The sequence below is a fragment of the Paenibacillus sp. PL91 genome, from assembly GCF_012935325.2.
GTDB lineage: Bacteria > Bacillota > Bacilli > Paenibacillales > Paenibacillaceae > Pristimantibacillus.
Window position 1 is genome coordinate 75,478 of sequence record NZ_JABBYG020000017.1, and the last position, 16,773, is coordinate 92,250.

At 43.8% G+C, this 16,773-nt stretch carries 18 protein-coding genes; 10 read left to right on the top strand and 8 right to left on the bottom strand.

Annotation, left to right across the window (positions count from 1 at the left end; genetic code table 11):
• The first annotated feature begins 143 nt into the window (after positions 1–143).
• The 5 genes from HI950_RS27790 (at position 144) to HI950_RS27805 (ending at position 3,468) form a co-directional block, all read left to right on the top strand.
• Positions 144–662 carry a hypothetical protein gene (locus tag HI950_RS27790; protein ID WP_169088559.1) on the top strand — a complete coding sequence of 173 codons (519 nt, stop codon included), beginning with the start codon at positions 144–146 and terminating at the stop codon, positions 660–662.
• 38 nt (positions 663–700) lie between these two features.
• A complete protein-coding gene (locus tag HI950_RS27795) occupies positions 701–1,180 on the top strand; it encodes a hypothetical protein (RefSeq protein ID WP_169088556.1) in 480 nt (159 codons plus the stop codon).
• A 306-nt stretch (positions 1,181–1,486) separates the two neighbouring features.
• Positions 1,487–1,627: a PIN domain-containing protein gene (locus HI950_RS37115; protein ID WP_223285550.1), complete on the top strand. Its 141-nt coding sequence runs from the start codon at positions 1,487–1,489 to the stop codon at positions 1,625–1,627.
• Between the two features lie 25 nt (positions 1,628–1,652).
• Complete coding sequence (locus HI950_RS36105) at positions 1,653–2,099, top strand: hypothetical protein (protein WP_223285543.1); 447 nt, start codon at positions 1,653–1,655, stop codon at positions 2,097–2,099.
• 265 nt (positions 2,100–2,364) lie between these two features.
• On the top strand, positions 2,365–3,468 hold the full coding sequence (locus HI950_RS27805; RefSeq protein ID WP_169088554.1) for an ATP-binding protein: 1,104 nt from the start codon (positions 2,365–2,367) through the stop codon (positions 3,466–3,468).
• Between the two features lie 385 nt (positions 3,469–3,853).
• Here HI950_RS27805 and HI950_RS37120 read toward each other — a convergent pair whose 3' ends face one another.
• The 3 genes from HI950_RS37120 to HI950_RS27820 are packed head-to-tail and all read right to left on the bottom strand — an operon-like array spanning position 3,854 to position 5,035.
• A complete protein-coding gene (locus HI950_RS37120) occupies positions 3,854–4,117 on the bottom strand; it encodes a Ger(x)C family spore germination C-terminal domain-containing protein (RefSeq protein ID WP_169088552.1) in 264 nt (87 codons plus the stop codon).
• A gap of 1 nt (position 4,118) precedes the next feature.
• A complete protein-coding gene (locus tag HI950_RS27815; protein ID WP_486187809.1) occupies positions 4,119–4,577 on the bottom strand; it encodes a Ger(x)C family spore germination protein in 459 nt (152 codons plus the stop codon).
• The gene (locus HI950_RS27820; protein ID WP_187768177.1) at positions 4,556–5,035 is read right to left on the bottom strand and encodes a hypothetical protein; all 480 of its coding nucleotides are present in this window, start codon (positions 5,033–5,035) and stop codon (positions 4,556–4,558) included. Before HI950_RS27820 ends, HI950_RS27815 begins: the two co-directional genes overlap by 22 nt.
• A gap of 305 nt (positions 5,036–5,340) precedes the next feature.
• Here HI950_RS27820 and HI950_RS27825 point away from each other — a divergent pair, with 305 nt between their 5' ends.
• From HI950_RS27825 to bla, 3 genes are all read left to right on the top strand, one after another.
• On the top strand, positions 5,341–5,517 hold the full coding sequence (locus HI950_RS27825) for a hypothetical protein (protein WP_169088545.1): 177 nt from the start codon (positions 5,341–5,343) through the stop codon (positions 5,515–5,517).
• Positions 5,518–5,530: 13 nt separating this feature from the next.
• Positions 5,531–5,791, top strand: a complete 261-nt coding sequence (locus tag HI950_RS27830; protein ID WP_169088543.1) for a hypothetical protein — start codon at positions 5,531–5,533, stop codon at positions 5,789–5,791.
• Between the two features lie 870 nt (positions 5,792–6,661).
• Positions 6,662–7,579, top strand: coding sequence for a class A beta-lactamase (gene bla / locus HI950_RS27835; RefSeq protein WP_169088696.1), 918 nt, complete (start codon positions 6,662–6,664; stop codon positions 7,577–7,579).
• A 766-nt stretch (positions 7,580–8,345) separates the two neighbouring features.
• Here the strand turns inward: bla and blaI are convergent.
• From blaI to HI950_RS27850, 3 genes are read right to left on the bottom strand one after another with little or no spacing between them, the layout of a single operon-like run.
• Entirely contained in the window at positions 8,346–8,726 is a 381-nt protein-coding gene (gene blaI / locus HI950_RS27840; RefSeq protein ID WP_169088541.1) for a penicillinase repressor BlaI, read from the bottom strand.
• 18 nt (positions 8,727–8,744) lie between these two features.
• The gene (locus tag HI950_RS27845) at positions 8,745–10,511 is read right to left on the bottom strand and encodes a BlaR1 family beta-lactam sensor/signal transducer (protein ID WP_169088539.1); all 1,767 of its coding nucleotides are present in this window, start codon (positions 10,509–10,511) and stop codon (positions 8,745–8,747) included.
• 32 nt (positions 10,512–10,543) lie between these two features.
• The gene (locus HI950_RS27850) at positions 10,544–12,568 is read right to left on the bottom strand and encodes a penicillin-binding transpeptidase domain-containing protein (protein WP_169088537.1); all 2,025 of its coding nucleotides are present in this window, start codon (positions 12,566–12,568) and stop codon (positions 10,544–10,546) included.
• A gap of 852 nt (positions 12,569–13,420) precedes the next feature.
• Between HI950_RS27850 and HI950_RS27855 the strand changes: the two genes are divergently transcribed.
• Together HI950_RS27855 and HI950_RS27860 are read left to right on the top strand one after the other, a co-directional pair.
• Complete coding sequence (locus tag HI950_RS27855; RefSeq protein ID WP_169088535.1) at positions 13,421–14,242, top strand: sugar phosphate isomerase/epimerase family protein; 822 nt, start codon at positions 13,421–13,423, stop codon at positions 14,240–14,242.
• A 169-nt stretch (positions 14,243–14,411) separates the two neighbouring features.
• The gene (locus HI950_RS27860; protein ID WP_169088533.1) at positions 14,412–14,621 is read left to right on the top strand and encodes a hypothetical protein; all 210 of its coding nucleotides are present in this window, start codon (positions 14,412–14,414) and stop codon (positions 14,619–14,621) included.
• A gap of 268 nt (positions 14,622–14,889) precedes the next feature.
• Here HI950_RS27860 and HI950_RS27865 read toward each other — a convergent pair whose 3' ends face one another.
• Together HI950_RS27865 and HI950_RS27870 are read right to left on the bottom strand one after the other, a co-directional pair.
• Positions 14,890–16,203 carry an MFS transporter gene (locus HI950_RS27865; protein ID WP_169088531.1) on the bottom strand — a complete coding sequence of 438 codons (1,314 nt, stop codon included), beginning with the start codon at positions 16,201–16,203 and terminating at the stop codon, positions 14,890–14,892.
• A 30-nt stretch (positions 16,204–16,233) separates the two neighbouring features.
• Positions 16,234–16,773 carry a D-lyxose/D-mannose family sugar isomerase gene (locus HI950_RS27870; RefSeq protein ID WP_169088529.1) on the bottom strand — a complete coding sequence of 180 codons (540 nt, stop codon included), beginning with the start codon at positions 16,771–16,773 and terminating at the stop codon, positions 16,234–16,236.

The following is a 16,773-nucleotide window of genomic DNA, read 5'->3' on the forward strand; positions in this document are numbered from 1 at the left end:
TGTTCAAGGAAACATTATCCAAGGAAAGCGCCCTTTTATTTATTACGAGGGGACTGAATATCGTAACGAAGTATTATCACGAAGTCCTGAACTTATTGGCACCCAATTAGATCTACTGGTGAATATCGACGATCTCCGAGTAATTGCCTGATGGCAGTGAGTTTGGCGTACTTATGGCCAATGGAAAATGGGGTATTACGCCGCATTCACTTCAAGTTAGAAAACAGATAAACAAATTAAGAAAGTTGAAAATACTGCATTTCACCAATTACGATGATCCAATTGAATGTTATCACAGATATTTGCAAGAACAGTCTAAAACGAGTCGATCGGATCGTAATCGGTTAGCCGCACTTCAACGAAGTAAAAAAAAGGATAAAGAGAAAGTGGACTTCAAAGAGGTTCTTCCTGATGATACTCAGAGCGAAAATGTTGTTCCATTAATTGAGGTATCCACTAAAAAGAGTATGAATATAATCGAAAACGGTTTAGGACCATTACTTATTAACATGGTAAATCAACCTAGTCCCATCGAAAAAAGTTCTGCCTTGTCACCGCCAAGACCTTATGTGGCTCAAGGTACTCATCCCATTTCAGCTCAAAAACGAATTATTTTGTTCATCGATGACGCTCAACGTCTATTTGAAATTCAATATGGCTGATGGATATTTACAACGAACTTGATAGTGCAGGCATTAGCATGGCAGTTATCTTGGTTGGACATGAGGAACTTGTTCATCAACGCAGCGCATTTATTCAAGCCAAGAAAGCTCAGATTATCGGAAGATTTATGGTTCACGAATACAATTTTAAAGGAATAGTCGACGCCGATGATATGGCTGTTTGTTTGTCCGGTTACGACAATATTTCAGAATATCCTGAAAATAGCGGATGGTCCTTTACCCGTTACTTTTTTCCTGATGGGTTTGATCATCATAGATGTCGTCTTGAGAATTGTGCAAAGGATCTATTTAACATATTTACGAATCTTCGCAAGGACCACGGACTTACAAGAGCAACCGAAATACCAATGCAATATTTAACGCTAACAGTTGAAAATGCACTTCGTCATTTTGGAGCAAATGGGGAGGATCTTCACTGGCTGAACAATGAGCAATGGAAATCCTCGATTACTAGCTCTGGATACATTGAAGCCGAGACATACCACGAAGTGGTATGAGAAAACTTAAATGTGTTTTTCCTGAGTATAAAGAAATACAGAGGCAATTCACTTGGAATCCAGACTGGATCTCAGATTACGAATCACCTTGGGGAATTTTCGAAAAATTTAAGTACGCAAATTGCGTTACGACGAAAGATATTCTGCTCCAATTCGGTAATGAGGAAGTATTAAGTAGAAGATCCATAAGTTACAGTCAACAGAATTGCAATCTCATTGATATACCCCGATTGAACAATGAAAGTATTATAAACATTTTCTTGCGTTTGGCTTGATCTCGCGAAGGATTACCATCAACAGTCGAGTCTGGCTGCTCTTGAAGACCTAATTGATCAGAGACATATTGAATTAATTCTTCCAAGAGTTGTAGTTGAAGAATTTGCTCGAAATAAAGATCGTGTTATAGAGCAGAGTACTCGTAGTCTATCCAGTACTTTTAAACATTAATGATGTTGATCATCGTCTTCCTATTTTGGGAGAGGCTGCAGTAGAAACAATTGACCGGATTGAAAAATTATTTGAAAGATCTACAATTATTGTAATTGAGGTTTACTCGGATATTATTAGAGAAGACGAAGTATCTGATAATCGCTTTGTCTTTATCTCGCATAACACTAATGACTTTAGCCACCCAAATGCGAGTAAAAAACTACCTCACCCTGATATTGAATTGTGCTTCTCACTAACAAAATCGTATTATTTTATTACTCTTAGTGAAGCGCTTCAGCACATCGAACCAGAACATTTTGATGACTTAATGATTGAACATAATTGGTCAGAGGAACCGAGAAGGCTGACGGAAATCATCGAAGCTATTGATGAGATTGTTACTAAGGTTTGGTATAACCGTCACAGGTGCTTCGAGAAAAGATTGAGGAAGGTATTACTGAAATTGTCGAGAAGGAGACCTTTCCAATAATCATGCTACTCGACCAATTCAACGTAATGTATGGGAGGGTGCACTCAGAGCGGCGGCTAAGGTCGAAGAAAGAGTTGGCTTAAAAAACCTTGGCCCCTGGGATGACTTTGAGTGGGGAATGATTAACGGCAAGCTTTCTGCATTACGTTGGGTACTTGGTGATGAGTGGGATATGTTAGATACATAACTTTTGACATTAGTAAGTACATGAATCAAAAAGGAAGAATTGGAAATTAGATCGAATGTTCTATAGGAGGAGTAAGGTGTGACCAAACTATTATTTGACCCAATGAAACATCCCGATTGGACCCCGCCACAAACGGCTGAAAAGTATCGTTTTGTTGCCGAAAATACTCAGGATTTAGTCGGTGTCGTGGATATGGAAGGTATAGTTCTATACGCCTCGCCGTCCCATGAAGCGGTCTTGGGGTTTCCGTCCAGCGAATTTGAAGGAAATTCTGCTTTTTATTTCGTTCATCCTAACGATCTTGCGTACGTTAAGAGGCAATTCGATGACATGGTTACATTAGAATCAACGTTCGATTTTGAGTGGAGGTGTAAAAAAGCAGATGGCAGTTGGGTATATATCGAGACCAGGGGCACTCCTATATTTGATGAAAATCGCAAAGTAGTGCAATGCGTGTACGTGTCTCGTGATATTTCGGAACGAAAGAAGGCAGAAGAACTCCTTCTACGAACTGAAAAGCTTTCGATAGTAGGTCAAATGGCGGCAGGGGTTGCACATGAGTTTAGAAATCCTCTAACCTCGATCAAGGGATTCGCCCAGCTGTTACAACAAGGTAACGAAAAACCCGAGTATATTGAATTGATTCTATCTGAGGTTGGGAGATTGGAAGCTGTAGTATGGGGATTTTTAACGCTTGCCAAACCCCAAACTCCGAAAATGCAGGAAGTTGATGCGGCGGTTGTTTTACAACAGGTGGTGTTGTTATTCAGTACACAATCCATATTAAACAACATTGAAATTATTGAAGAACACGACTCGGAAGTACCACGTATCAACTGCGATGAGAATCAAATCAAGCAAGTATTTATTAACATTCTCCAGAATGCGGTTGACGCTATGCCAAACGGTGGAATCATCAAAACACAGATTCTATGCCACGATTCAGAGTTTATCAAATTTCGATTTATAGACCAAGGAAGTGGCATTTCATCGGAACGAATTAAATCCATTGGAGAACCCTTTTATAGTTCCAAAGAAAAGGGGACGGGATTAGGCCTAATGGTCAGCAACAAGATTGTCCACGAACACGGAGGGAGTATTCACATCGAAAGTACGGTCAACGAAGGAACCATTGTTGATGTGATTTTACCCATCAACTCGTCATTCCTCAAAAGGGATTAGAATTTGAAACTATTGTGATATTAGGAATGGATGAAGGAAGCTTTCCTAGCTACAGAAGTACAACCGAAAGAAAAAATAAAGGAAGAGCACAACATTTTTTATGTATGTGTAAGTAGGGCAAAGAGCCGTTGTTATCTAGTTAGGTCAAAAATAGAAAGGGGTTATTGGGATTCGGGCGACGCCAACGAAGCGCGAAGCTCCCTCTGAGTTCAATAAGACAGCAGCAGTCTAGGACTTTATTTTCTCGTACGGGGCTATTGCTGTTCCATTTGCCACCGCCCTAGTGCGCCTTTCCGTGTATTTTTGACATCATGAAGCACAGCAAACACAAGCATTAAAGCCCCAGATTCAGCGACAAGCCGAGCTCTTTGAACAATATTCCAACTTACCGCTTCACCTTCGTCAGTGGCTCCAAATGTAGCCGCACTTGTACATTAATCTTCATAGTAGACCAATGCCGATCCCATATATCTTTATTTATTGGTCTGGAGAACGGTTTAGCAGTCAACCCTCCGATTTGAAGGGGGTCAATCCGCAATTGTTGCATTTGGGATAGCAAGTGGATGACTTCCTCCTCTAAGTAACGTTCGATTTTTTGTGTGAGAACGGCATATTGGAAGTTATCCTCGATTCTTGCAAGCGAATCCAATTCATCTTCTGCCTTTCACGTCGATTTCGATGGACAGGGATGATAAATCCGAGGTGAGTTTCTTGCGCGTATGCGCGCGAATATGCCCTAACGTGACCGAGAGGTCAGGAAGGACTAAGTATCGTACGAATCGATCTCTATACAACAACTGGCTGATTTGATCGACCTTTCCTCGTATTTCTGCGACCATAAGATCCCCATCGAATAATGCAGTGCCTTCATACAAGAACTGCTCGCCTTCTGCGCGAAATACCGGTAGCTGGGGGTCGGAAACCTGGGAGTACAGCATTTTCATAAACTGATGCAAATTGACGACGGTAATTTCGCCTTGTTTTTTCTTTTCATAATGCTTGAACATCCTATAAAGGTAAAAATCGATACTGTCTTTTTCATCCAAGTGTTTGGCGAGGAACTCATTGAAGTTGCCTTTTGTGATGACTAAATACAGCCGTTTCGAAATGTTTGGATCGTCAGAACGGTATTGATAAGACTGGTCAGTCCCTGTTTCGCATAAGCTTCATCCACGAACAGCAAGCGGATTTGACCGGCTTTCAATTCGTTATAGTAGTTCAAATTAAACCCTTTGTTGCCTTCGTTCAATAGAGAGACATTAAGGGTAAGCACGCGCTTCTTCTCCTTGATAAGAGGAGGGACGAGTGTGCTGATGGTTATCTTTCCGTCTTCTCCTTCCTTCACGGACCAGAAAATGATCGGCGTGATTTCTTCAATCATATTGTTTTCCGTTAAAGGGACGCAACCGCACGCGAGTATCAACAAAGAAGACACTAGTAGCACAATAATTGTTCGTAGGAACCTTTTCATGACATGGTCCTTGCTTTGCGCTTCATCGCGATCCAGACGAGGAGCGGCAATAACAAATACGAGGCAGATCCTGCCCACATCTGCAGTTCTAGCCAAAATGATTGCTCGATCCCAGGCTCCCAAAACCATTTACTGATCGGAAGCGTGCAGGCCGCCACCGCACAGCCGCTGATGATCAGACCCAAACGCGAAGTGCCTGCCTGTCTTCATCTTGCCTAATAAGCGGGAGGCCATCAACACGAAAAAAGCGAGCGAGTAAATGATGCTGAACATATACCCCGAGACCAGGATAATATCCACCCTTTCAAATACAGGAGATTGCAGGTAGCGCCCCATCTCCACGCTCGGGTATTTAATGGTCGGTCGGCAAGTAATTGGAGCCATAGAAGAGTAAAGACGCAATGGAAATAAAGAGATACTCGCCGACCGAGATGGCGTTAGCGATCGTCAAATATTTTAGCATTTTCCGCTGCGGACTCAACCAGTATGAAATAGCGATCAAATATTCAGGCCCGGAAAACGACGAAAAACGAGCAGTAGGGATTTCCATGCAAACGGCTCTAGGCCTATCGGAATGAGAGGATACAGATCGTGAATCGAATTGAAGTCACTTCTTACTATTCTGCTCCCACAGCTCAGCAAGTTTCGGAATCCATAAACTCGCTTTATGAAAACTGGATCTCATATGTCGATATTCAAAAGGGCATTCTTAGGGGGCCGGAAGAGCTGAAAGAGCTCTATGAAGATTACCGCGAAAAGGTTGCACCATGTCAAAGGTCGTGGGAGGGATATGCACCATTGACTCGGTATGCCCGACTAAAATGGCTTGTGTCGGGTGTGGAGCGAAAGTAACTCGGCCGGAGTTTAAAGAAGAAATAACCACCTTTTATAATTGGGCAGATGAAAGTGAAAAACGATTTGAGTAGCTGGGCTGATTCCTTGAAGCAAAGAAGATGAAGATCGCAAAAAATAGAGCTAAAAACGAGCTCAAGGAAATCCGATTGATCGAAAAATCTCAAAAGGATGAGACATATGCGCCGGAAATTCGAATCTCCTCAAACAAATGAATTGGAATGGCTTCAAGCATCGTACGACAAGAGGAAGAATCGTTCGCTCGAGCTCGGAATAAAGGCGATCGATGCGCTTATTAAAGAGGGTAAATCTGTTTCGTACAGAACAGTTTCGGATAAGTCCAAAGAAATCGATCCGGATGGAATAGGCATACACCAAAATACCATTCGAAAGAACCAAGAGCTTCGCAATCATTTTCTTAAGTACAGTACTACGAAGGTGTATGGGCCGCGAAAAAGGTCACAATCCAGATCATCATTTAAGTGCTTTATGACACCAAAATCAAAACTTTGGTATATAAGGACTTTAGCCGCTCATACATATGTACAAAATACAGGTTTTGTGAAGTAATGCGTTAAAGTGTTAAAGTTTTATGTTAATTAAACTCTTTTCTGCTCTTTTCTGAGGTCTTTATCAGTCCTTATCAATAGTAACTCTTATATCAAAGAATGACCTCGAACACTTAACTTATCTTCTGATTTCCCCATTTGACTTTTAATAATTACACATGTAATCTAGTACTACACTTGTAATCTAAGTAAAGAAAGGAGGATCTGACAGTCATGCATTTAGCGTTTGCCGGTATAAAGCAAACGTGTTACTGCACGTGATGATACGAGTAGAAACGAGGTTGGAAAGTTGAAATTTCCGATTAAATTCTTTGCCGAGAAATTAAAACATCGGTTCATTTTATTATTAGTTGTACTCATTGCGCTAACCGGTTGCTCCACGAACGACAATTCATCTTCCGTTCCTTCAGAAGTATCGGAGGTGACAGATGAACAATCCGCAGTAGAAAGTTCGTTCGTACAATTGGAGACGGAATACGGAGCTCGGCTCGGAGTTTATGCAATAGATACCGGTACGGGACGTACGATCGCTTATCGTCCCGATGAGCGGTTCGCTTATGCTTCTACTTATAAAGCTTTAGCCGCAGGCTTCGTTCTTAAGACGAGCACGGCCGATGAACTCGATAAAGTTATTTCTTATACAAAAGACGATCTGGACTCTTATTCGCCCGTAACAGAACAGCATGTAAATACTGGAATGTCACTTAGGGACCTTTGTGAGGCAGCAGTACGGTATAGCGACAATACAGCAGGCAATTTATTGTTCAAGCAATTAGGAGGCCCGGAAGGCTATGAAGTAGAATTGAGGCAAATTGGCGACCAAGTGACCCAAGCCAATCGCTTCGAGCCTGACCTGAATGAGGCGGTTCCCGATGACACAAGGGATACAAGTACTCCTAGAGCCATAGCCACCACACTTACTTCTTTCACGGTCGGCGATGTGCTTCCAGACGACAAACGTTCTATTCTGATGGATTGGATGTCTGGAAATGCCACTGGCGATGAATTGATCCGTGCAGGCGCATCCGAGGACTGGAAGGTCGCCGACAAGTCCGGTGCAGGCAGTTACGGGACTCGCAACGATATTGCCGTTGTTTGGCCGCCGAACGGCGCCCCCATTGTCATCGTAATTATGTCTAGCCACGATGCGCAAGACGCCGACTATAACAACGCTCTTATTGCACAAGCTGCCAAGTCTGCGCTCGACTCGCTAGTCTAAGACGTTAGGAAGGCTCAAATATGCCACAGTACACCTGGTTTAAGGAAACAAGGCTGCCGGACATCTGTCATGGCAGCCTTGTTGTGTGTATGCAGCAATCCTATTTCTCGTCGGTACACCAGCACGGGACGTACGGTCGCTTATCATCCGGAGGAGTGATTAGCTAATGCTTCTTCCTATTAAAATGTACGTTCCGGTCTCCTATTCGCCGTAACAAGACAGTATAGCCTAAAGCAAAATGGCGGCCAAATGACCCAAGTCAATCGCTTAGAACCTGATGTGACTGAGGCGGTTCACGAAAGATACAAGAAAGCCTAGATCTATAGCCAATAAACCTGCTTCTTTCACGGTCGGTGATGTACTTCGGACGATAGTGATTCTGTTGAACTGAATTTCTGGAATTACCTTAGTTGATTAATTGATCCGTGCAGGCTCACCGAGGGCTAGACCAGCGGCAGTTAAGGAACGTGCCTACAAATATCGCAGTTATTGGCCACCGAACTGCGCCACTGAGGCCATCGTAATATTGTTAGCCACGATACGCAAGCTATTATGACAACTCCCTTATCGCATAAGCTGCAGGAGTTACGTCCGGCTTACTAGTCTGCCACGTGGAAAGGACCCGAATAATGTTGTTAAACTCCTACGCCAATTCATGACAAAAAGGCTGCCGGACATTTGTCGCGACAGCCTTTTTGTGTATTGAACTTTTCGTTTCCAGTTTATATCAACGGTACTATGATCTATCGTTATCTCTTAATCATACTTAAGAATCCGACTTCTTGTTCAATATGGAGCGCAACTCTTTAATATCGCCATCGGACAATGATTCCTCCTGAATGAACTGAACGAGCATCGACTTAAACGTCCCTCCGTAGATCCGCTTAAGAAATGTTTGCGCCTCAGCGAGCTGGCATTCATCCTGCGTATATAGAGGAAAAAATGTATACACTCGTTGATTCTGGTTGACGCCAACCGCTTCTTTTTGAACGAGACGATCAAGCAGCGTTCGCACCGTTTTGGGCTTCCAATCCGTTCGTTCCTGCAATCGGCCAATTACCTCGGTTGCCGTTTGAGGAGCTCTTTCCCAAAGCGCGTTCATAACTTCCCATTCGGCTTCCGAAATCTGGGGTATTTTTCTGGACACCTTTGTTCCTCCTCGTCTTTAATAAATTCCTTTATCTTTCAGGATTGACAAAGTTATAGCCGTGGCCTCGCTTCCACCGCTGTTCTTACCGTTCGCAATATTCGTCGCAAAGAAATAGGTATTCTCTCCGTCCTCGACATACCCGATGAACCAGCCGTTAATATTTTTACCGTTAACCGCGCCCGTGCCTGTCTTTCCGGACAGGACCCTTCCCTCATTCTCCGACAACCGGATTGAGTCCTTAACGGTTTGGACATTATCATCGTGAAATCCGAATTGGTTCGTATAGAAGGACTGCAGTAATCGAACCTGCTCTACCGGTGATATTTTCAAAGAAGATTCCATCCAATACTGCGTCGTCCCGCCGGATAGGTCGCCATTACCGTAACCGATTCGGTTCAATTCATGCTGCATAAGGTTCTGTGGAATGCCTCTATCCAGTTCCTGGAAATACCAATTAACCGAGCTGCTCATCGCCGTAAATAAATTTTGATCCCTATTCCAGGCATCGTACGGATACTGTATGCCATTCCACTTCAACAGAGTGTTTTCGCCCGATATTAAACCGGCTTCCAGCCCGTACAGGGAGAGAAAGATTTTATAAGTCGAATCCGGCGACACTCTCAAGGTGCTTCTATCTTTATTATAAATTATATATTGATCGGTTTGTCGGTCATAAAGAACAAAGCTCCCTTCATAGCCGGCAAAATAAGTATTTAAATCCTCATACGATACTCTCTCGTCTTGAAGACGGTATCGGCTCTGATCGTCGGACATTGCGGATACGAGCGGAACCTGAATCGAAACGAATAACCCTGCTAATATGAAGATCGCAATGCTCTTCTGTCCTGACATCCTGGATTCGGTGGTAAAGGATGCAATTCGATGAATTCTTTTTTTCAATTGCTTCATGGAGTCGTGCAGTTGGCTTGCAAAAGCGAGACCTTCGTCCTGCCTCTGCCTATCCGCAAAGTTAATGATCGTATTCCCGTACTCCACATAACTGTATTCGTCCAGCGATTTAAGAACGGCAGTATCGCAGGCGATTTCCCTGTCCAGCCTCATCTCTCTGAATGCGATCCAAATGAGTGGATTATACCAGTACAATAGCTGATAAATAACGATCAAGTAATTCGTCCAAATATCTTTATTTTTATAATGATGGAGCTCATGCAATAAAATATATTTGATCTCGTTCAAGGACAACCATTCGTCATAACCGACCGGGAGCACAACATAAGTCTTTAAAAGGCCGAACGTCATGGGCGATTGAATTAACGGCGATTCCGCGATGACCAGAGGTCTTGTTATATTCAAACTTTGCTTACATTGTTCGAACAAGCTTATGACTTCTTTATTTGTGATCGTAGCTGCTGTTCTCCGAATGTTATTTATTTTCAACCATGCCAGTACGGTCATGACGGAACAAACCAGACTGCCGGCGATCCATAGGATCAGTATGATCGTATTCAGGTTAGCCGGAGTTTTTCGATGGACCGATACGGTAAAGTCCTGCAGCCAATTACCGCCGGTGACGGCTTGACCTCCAGTATCCATGTCAGAAGAGTCGATCGGTTGAATCGAATGAGCATTAAAGTCGAATAAACCTTGAATATGAAAATAATGGCTTGGAATAAAAGGCAGCGCCAAGGCGATCAGCCAAAGAAACCATAAATTATACTGCCAACCTGCCGATAGTTGTCTTCGAAAAACCTTCTTTACCAGCATAATAACCGCAGCAGTGAAAGAAGATACGACAAAGCTTATAACAACTAGATTCAGCATGCTGTCTTCACCTTCTCTCAAGTAAAATCTGGTCACCCTCCGTAATAAGCTTTCAGAACGGGAACAGCTTTCTTCACGACATACCCGCTCCCTCCACGCCCTTCGACATGCTCTATCATCATGGCGAGCAGGAGCTTGGTCTCTTCGGTGTCGAAGGTAATGAACCATCCGTTCTCTTGCCCTTCTTCGCCTTTGCTGGATTTAAGCTCTGCCGTTCCCGTCTTGCCGGCGAGTTCAATTCCTTCCATATAGGCGACGTGGCCGGAACCGGCCGGATCGCGAACAACATCGACCAGCATGTTCTTCACCGTCGAAGCGGTATTGGCCGAAATTACGGCCGAATTAGAAACACTGCCTGCATGGCTCTTTTCTTCGAAATCTAATACAGGACTGGTCAGTTTCCCCGCATTCACAAAAGGCGTATAAGAGAGCGCGAGATGGAGCGGACTCATGACAACCTCGCCTTGACCATACCCTGAATCCGCCAATTGGATTTCGCTTTTTATTCCATGATTGCTTAAACTCGCTTTGGGAAAAGGATAGCGTATCGATAGGCTGTCGGCAAATATGAACTTGCCCGCTTCTTCAAGGAAAGCGTCCGCGCCCATTTCCAATGCTTCCTGAGCAAGATAAATATTATCCGAATAAACGTGCGCATCCCGTAAATTTAATACCGGAACGTCCTTCACCCGCTTCACGTAATAGCCGCCCCAGCTTGCGTCCTTGGACCACCTGACGCCATTGATCTCTTTCACTTCGTCCGGTGAGCTGACACCGAGCTCGATACCCGCGGCTGCTGTAATTGGTTTGAAGACGGAACCTGGCGCATACAGCTTCGTAAACCGGTTCAGCAGCGGCTTATCCGGATCGTTATTCCACTCTTCCCACTGTTCCGTCGACACCCCGGTAATAAACCGGTTCGGATCGTACGACGGGCTGCTAACGAGAGCCAAAATTTCCCCTGTCGTCGGCTGGATCGCTGCAGCTGTTCCTGCATCCGGGGAAAGCGAGTCGTAGATCGAGGTTTGCAGCTCCACGTCAATCGTTAACTGAACGTCACGGCCATCAACCGGTTCTTCTTCCGCCAGCACTTCCTTCGTCCTGCCATCTGAATTGACGATTGTAATGCTTCTTCCGTCCTTCCCCCGCAGCACGTCCTCATATACCTGCTCCGAACCCGCCTTGCCGATTAGATCGCCGGCGCGGTATCCGCTGTTCGGATACGTTGACAGATCTTCCTCTGTCACTTCCCGTATATAGCCAGTCAAATGAGCTACCGCTTCGCCGTACGGATAGACGCGAGTGTCCTCCGTCCTGCTTACGACGCCTGGCAAGTCGCTATAATCGCCGCCCTCTTGCGCTGTACTAATATTAGCGATAGGCACAAATAAATTGTCTTTTACCCATGACGCCGCTAGTTTACGATCAATCGTTTCTACCGGGATTTGCAGCCGCTCAGCGAGCTTGGCTTTCGTATTCTCCGCATTCTGCCCGAGTTTTCCAGGTACGATACCAATAACTTCGGACAAGCCGTTAATGGCTAACCCATTGCCGTTACGATCTTTTATTTCACCGCGGGACGCTTTAAGCGTCGTAACGCTCACTGTATCTCCTTCCTGCATAGAGGGGAAGATTAATGAGGGCTGCCAGCCGACTGCCCACGTCCCGTTCTCTTCTTTTTCCAACTGCAAGCGCCCCTCCGCATTGATCGGGCCAGCGGACGTATCCAGCTTCATTTCATAAGAATAAGCTCTCCGATCTTCAACCTTGTCGGCGTTCTTATCCGTTACTGGTAAGTATGTAATGGATAAGATGTCAGTATCGATCCCTTCATAAATTTTCTTGTAACGGCTCGCAAAAATTTCTTTCGTCAAACCGTTCCTTGATGATGCAGATAATAGATCGTACATCTCTTCGAAGTGTCCCTGCTGCCAATTCTGGACATATTGGTCCGCTATGTCTTCCGGATTTGATGTATGTTTCGTGCATCCTGCAAGTAAGACGAAAAAGAGTAGTAATCCCTTGCACATCACTCTGATTTTATTATCTAGATTCAAATAAGGTCAGCCTCCTTCAATGTAGATTACAGATGTAGTTAAATACTACATCTGTAATCTACGGAATGTCAACTGTCCTTAACTTTCCACTATAGCTAAAACCAGAACATTTTCTTTGCTATCGAAGTGGCATTTCAATTCTGCTTGGTCTAAAAAAATACGTATAGGTAGAAACATAGCCCAGCTTTTATGGACCGGCGTCCAACTCAACCGTTTTTCCATCTATCTGAGCATTTCTTGAACCTATAATAAAAACGATTTCATGTTCTAATCAGTTAAGTTGCGCGGTTTTCGTAGAAGCAGAATAGGAAACTTTCCCTCCAAATAGATCCTCATAAATTCGTAAGGGTACTAAAAGACGTGTTGTCATCACCGTAACGGTTCAAGACGGCGAACAAGCTCTGTTACGGTTCGTTAACTTTTCCAGTATAGACCGAAAAGGAGCGTTTTTATTGCTCTTCTTTTTGTATTGCGAAGGAATCGGGAAATCGTTGCCGAATATATTATACAGGAAATGACAATATAACCTCGCAAAGTGGTGCCTATGCTTCGAGTTTATTCCAAATACTTTGCAGAATTAAATCAAGCATGTGATTATTAAATTTTCGCATACCCTGTGCTGTTCATGTAGGCCGTGGTAATCATAATCGGAACAGTCTGAATCCTGCTGCTTGTATGCTACCGGGCAGAGGGCGTTACCATTAACAGCCTTCTTTATCCGCTTCATGGCACTGCGCTTATCTGCGACTTTCTGCTGGGCGTCAGCAATGCTTTTGAGGGCAGTTAGTCCTGCTTATCCCTTTGGGTAATGGACCAAAGGAACATGTCAGAAACTGAGAGGAGAATTCACCGATGTCATCCTATAAACTTTGCATTAATACTGGGTTGGGCTTTGATCTTCCTATGGCAGAAAGACTTACGCTGATCAAAAAGGCCGGATTTGACGGCTTCTTTTCCGAATGGATGCCCGGTGCTCCGGTGGCCGAGTGGGCCGCACAGGCCAAGGAACTTGGCCTGATCTACCAGTCTATCCATGCGCCCTTCAACAATGTCGACAAGATATGGGAAGATGGTCCGGACGGTGAAGCCTTTCTGAAAGTACTGATGGATTGCGTACAGGACTGCGCGGAAAATCATGTGCCGCTTGCCATCATCCATGCGATCATCGGTTTTGACAAACATACGCCTTCCGACCTGGGCATTGAGCGCTTTGAACGGCTGTGTAGCTTCGCCGATGAACGGAACGTTTACCTGGGTTTTGAAAATACCGAAGGTGAGGAATACCTAGCAAAGATCCTGACGGAGCTGAAAGGACATCATTGTACCCGCTTCTGCTGGGATACCGGCCACGAAATGTGCTATAACCATTCCAAGGATATGATGGCCCTGTACGGCGACCAGCTGATCGGCACCCACTTTAACGACAACCTGGGCATTACCGGCAACGAAATCACCTGGCTTGACGATTCCCATCTGCTGCCCTTTGACGGCGTCGCAAACTGGCAGGGCATTATGGACCGTCTGCGCCGACATCATTTTAAAGGCCCCCTGACCTTTGAACTGACCCGTACCAACAAGCCCGGCCGCAATACTCACGATCCTTATACCGCCTGGGACTTTGGTACCTTTGTTAAACAGGCCTATGATCGCGCTGTGCTTGTAGCGGCGCTGTAAGGGCTATGATGCAGCAGATCCTTCCTATATCGAACTAAAATATCAGCCACTGTGAAGCGCACTGTCCGCATTCCTAGTCGTTGATGTTATGCTATATATACAGTATTCTGATTTTTACTGATGCTGTAACCCTTAGCTTTGAGACAAGCTTGTACCCGGAGGAGTGCTTATGGCAAAATGGGGTAACTTGGAAGGAGGTCGACATAAAATGACGACTGAAATAAAAACTATTCGTCCAACACACTTGGAGTTCGATACTGAAGAAGAAATGAATAATTTTATTAATTATGCGACCAATACGAAAAAAACATCTGGCCCTGGTTTGGATCGTTTACGTCATTTGATGAAAACTCATAAACGTGCACCGGAAAAGAAATAACTTCTGGAAACAATGCTAACGTACATAGATCTTTCCTGAACTAGACTTATTCCCAGCTGTGAAGTTATAGAAACAATAGTAAAAAAATTATTGTTTTAATAGGGATAAAATTGTATTAGCGGTAGATTCTCTTACTTTTCATTATATTTCTTGCTCTGCCTTCCTTTTGGGATCTTAAGTGAATAATTATCACGAAGAAGATGGGCAGGCATTTACCTGTCCCATCTTCTTTCCTTATTTATTGTTTTCCTATTCAGAAGAGAAGGATCTAGGATTCGTCTACTGATTGCCCAATAATCGGAAATCTTTTTTCTTTCTTTACTCCCAACACCTGAATGCAGGTAAGAATCAACATGAGTGCAAGGAAAGCAATACCGAATGAAACACTTCCTGTCGCATCATTTAATAAGCCAATAACGTAGGGTCCTACAAATCCGCCAAAGTTTCCTACCGAATTGATAATTCCAATACCTACTACAGCAGCTTGAGCTGATACCGATGCAGATGTAAATGCCCAATATGGACCTGAAAAGCTGTATAATCCGGCTGTGGCCACACAAATCATAATCACTGAAACAATAGGGCTAGGTGAAATCAATACCCCCACTAGGCCGATGGTTCCCAAAAACGCCCCGAATGCAGCGTGATATTTGCGTTCTCCGGTACGATCAGAACGAAGCCCCATTAAGACCATCGCTATAGCCCCGCAAATATAAGGCAGCATAGTAATGAACCCAACTTGCGTGTTCGTTAAAACATCCGATAAGGACTTGATGATCCGTGGCATCCAGAAACTGATTCCGTAAAGCCCAACCACAAAAGTCAGGTTGATAAAGGCAAACTTCCATACGATTCGATCTTTAAATACTTCCTTGACAGACATGCTCTTTACTTTTACTTTACTCACTCTTTCTTTTTGAAGTTCATTGCTTAACCATTCTTTTTCTTCATTGCTCAGCCATTTGGCGTTTTCCGGTTTATCTGTTAAATAGAAAAAAGTAATGATTCCAAGAACAATCGCCGGGAGTCCAGCAAGGATGAAAAGCCACCGCCATCCAGGCATTCCTGCTAAATGAAAATTTTCTACAATCCATGTTGATACTGGAGCGCCTAAAGCGTTTGCAAGTGGAGGCGCCGTCATAAATAAAGCAATGGCTTTCGCGCGATCTTTAGATCTAAACCAATAGGTTACATAAAGAATTACTCCTGGAAAAAAGCCTGCTTCTGCAACTCCTAAAAGGAAACGAAGCACATAAAGGTGATTCGCGCTATTGGCCCATGCCGTGATAACGGTTACAAAACCCCATATAATAAGTATGCGGGCAATCCATACTCTGGCACCAAACCGATTCATCAGCAGGTTGCTAGGTACTTCAAACATGAAGTACCCGATAAAAAAGATGCCGGAGATCAGACCAAACGCACTGCTTGTTAGATTTAGAGCCTTATCCATACCACCTATAGAAGCATACGTTATACTTACACGATCTAGAAAAGCAATTAAGTAAGCAATAAATAAATAAGGTATAATCCGCATCGTTACTTTTTTTGTAGTCGTTTGTTCAATAGATGAAATATTCATCTTGTTATCCTCCTCAATATTCATAACTTATTAGTTAATCGAAACTCTAGTAATGTTAGGATCTATAAAAATATCATTTTCATCCGTACTCGTAGATGAAAATTCTGATACAACAGCCCCATCATCTCCTGCCTGGAACCAGTGCGGCGTATTCGGAAGGATGGTATATTGTTCACCGGGCTTTAACACAATTTCCTTATAAACGGTCAAATAATTCTCATATCCCTCGGGGATAATGGCGTGAGGATTTTCTGTTGCAGCACCTGGCACATATAAATAGACTATTCCTTTCCGGCAGCGGAAAGTTTCTTCCTTTCCTTGCATACCATTCACCGGCGGGTGATAATGCTGCGGGCAGGTTTGACGCGGCAGTAATACAAGTTCCTTCGCACAATAACGGTTAGAATTCACATAAACCACTAATTGTAGTCCAAGTTCCAGGATACGCCCTAAACCAAAATCAGCGATTTCAAGCGTTTCAACTTCTTGAGGAGAAAGTACAATGCCGGCCTCTTTTAAATACTGCAACGATTCTTCTTTTACCAACTCAAATTCCTGTCTGCTTATCAT

What these genes read in the sequence shown, in the direction of transcription:
- HI950_RS27795 (WP_169088556.1), top strand. Translation starts at nt 701, where the DNA reads ATGGCAGTTATCTTGGTTGGACATGAGGAACTTGTTCATCAACGCAGC.
- HI950_RS27825 (WP_169088545.1), top strand. Translation starts at nt 5,341, where the DNA reads ATGGAAATAAAGAGATACTCGCCGACCGAGATGGCGTTAGCGATCGTC.
- HI950_RS27845 (WP_169088539.1), bottom strand. Translation starts at nt 10,511, where the DNA reads ATGCTGAATCTAGTTGTTATAAGCTTTGTCGTATCTTCTTTCACTGCT.
- HI950_RS27855 (WP_169088535.1), top strand. Translation starts at nt 13,421, where the DNA reads ATGTCATCCTATAAACTTTGCATTAATACTGGGTTGGGCTTTGATCTT.
- HI950_RS27860 (WP_169088533.1), top strand. Translation starts at nt 14,412, where the DNA reads ATGGCAAAATGGGGTAACTTGGAAGGAGGTCGACATAAAATGACGACT.
- HI950_RS27865 (WP_169088531.1), bottom strand. Translation starts at nt 16,203, where the DNA reads ATGAATATTTCATCTATTGAACAAACGACTACAAAAAAAGTAACGATG.
- HI950_RS27870 (WP_169088529.1), bottom strand. Translation starts at nt 16,773, where the DNA reads ATGATAAGCAGACAGGAATTTGAGTTGGTAAAAGAAGAATCGTTGCAG.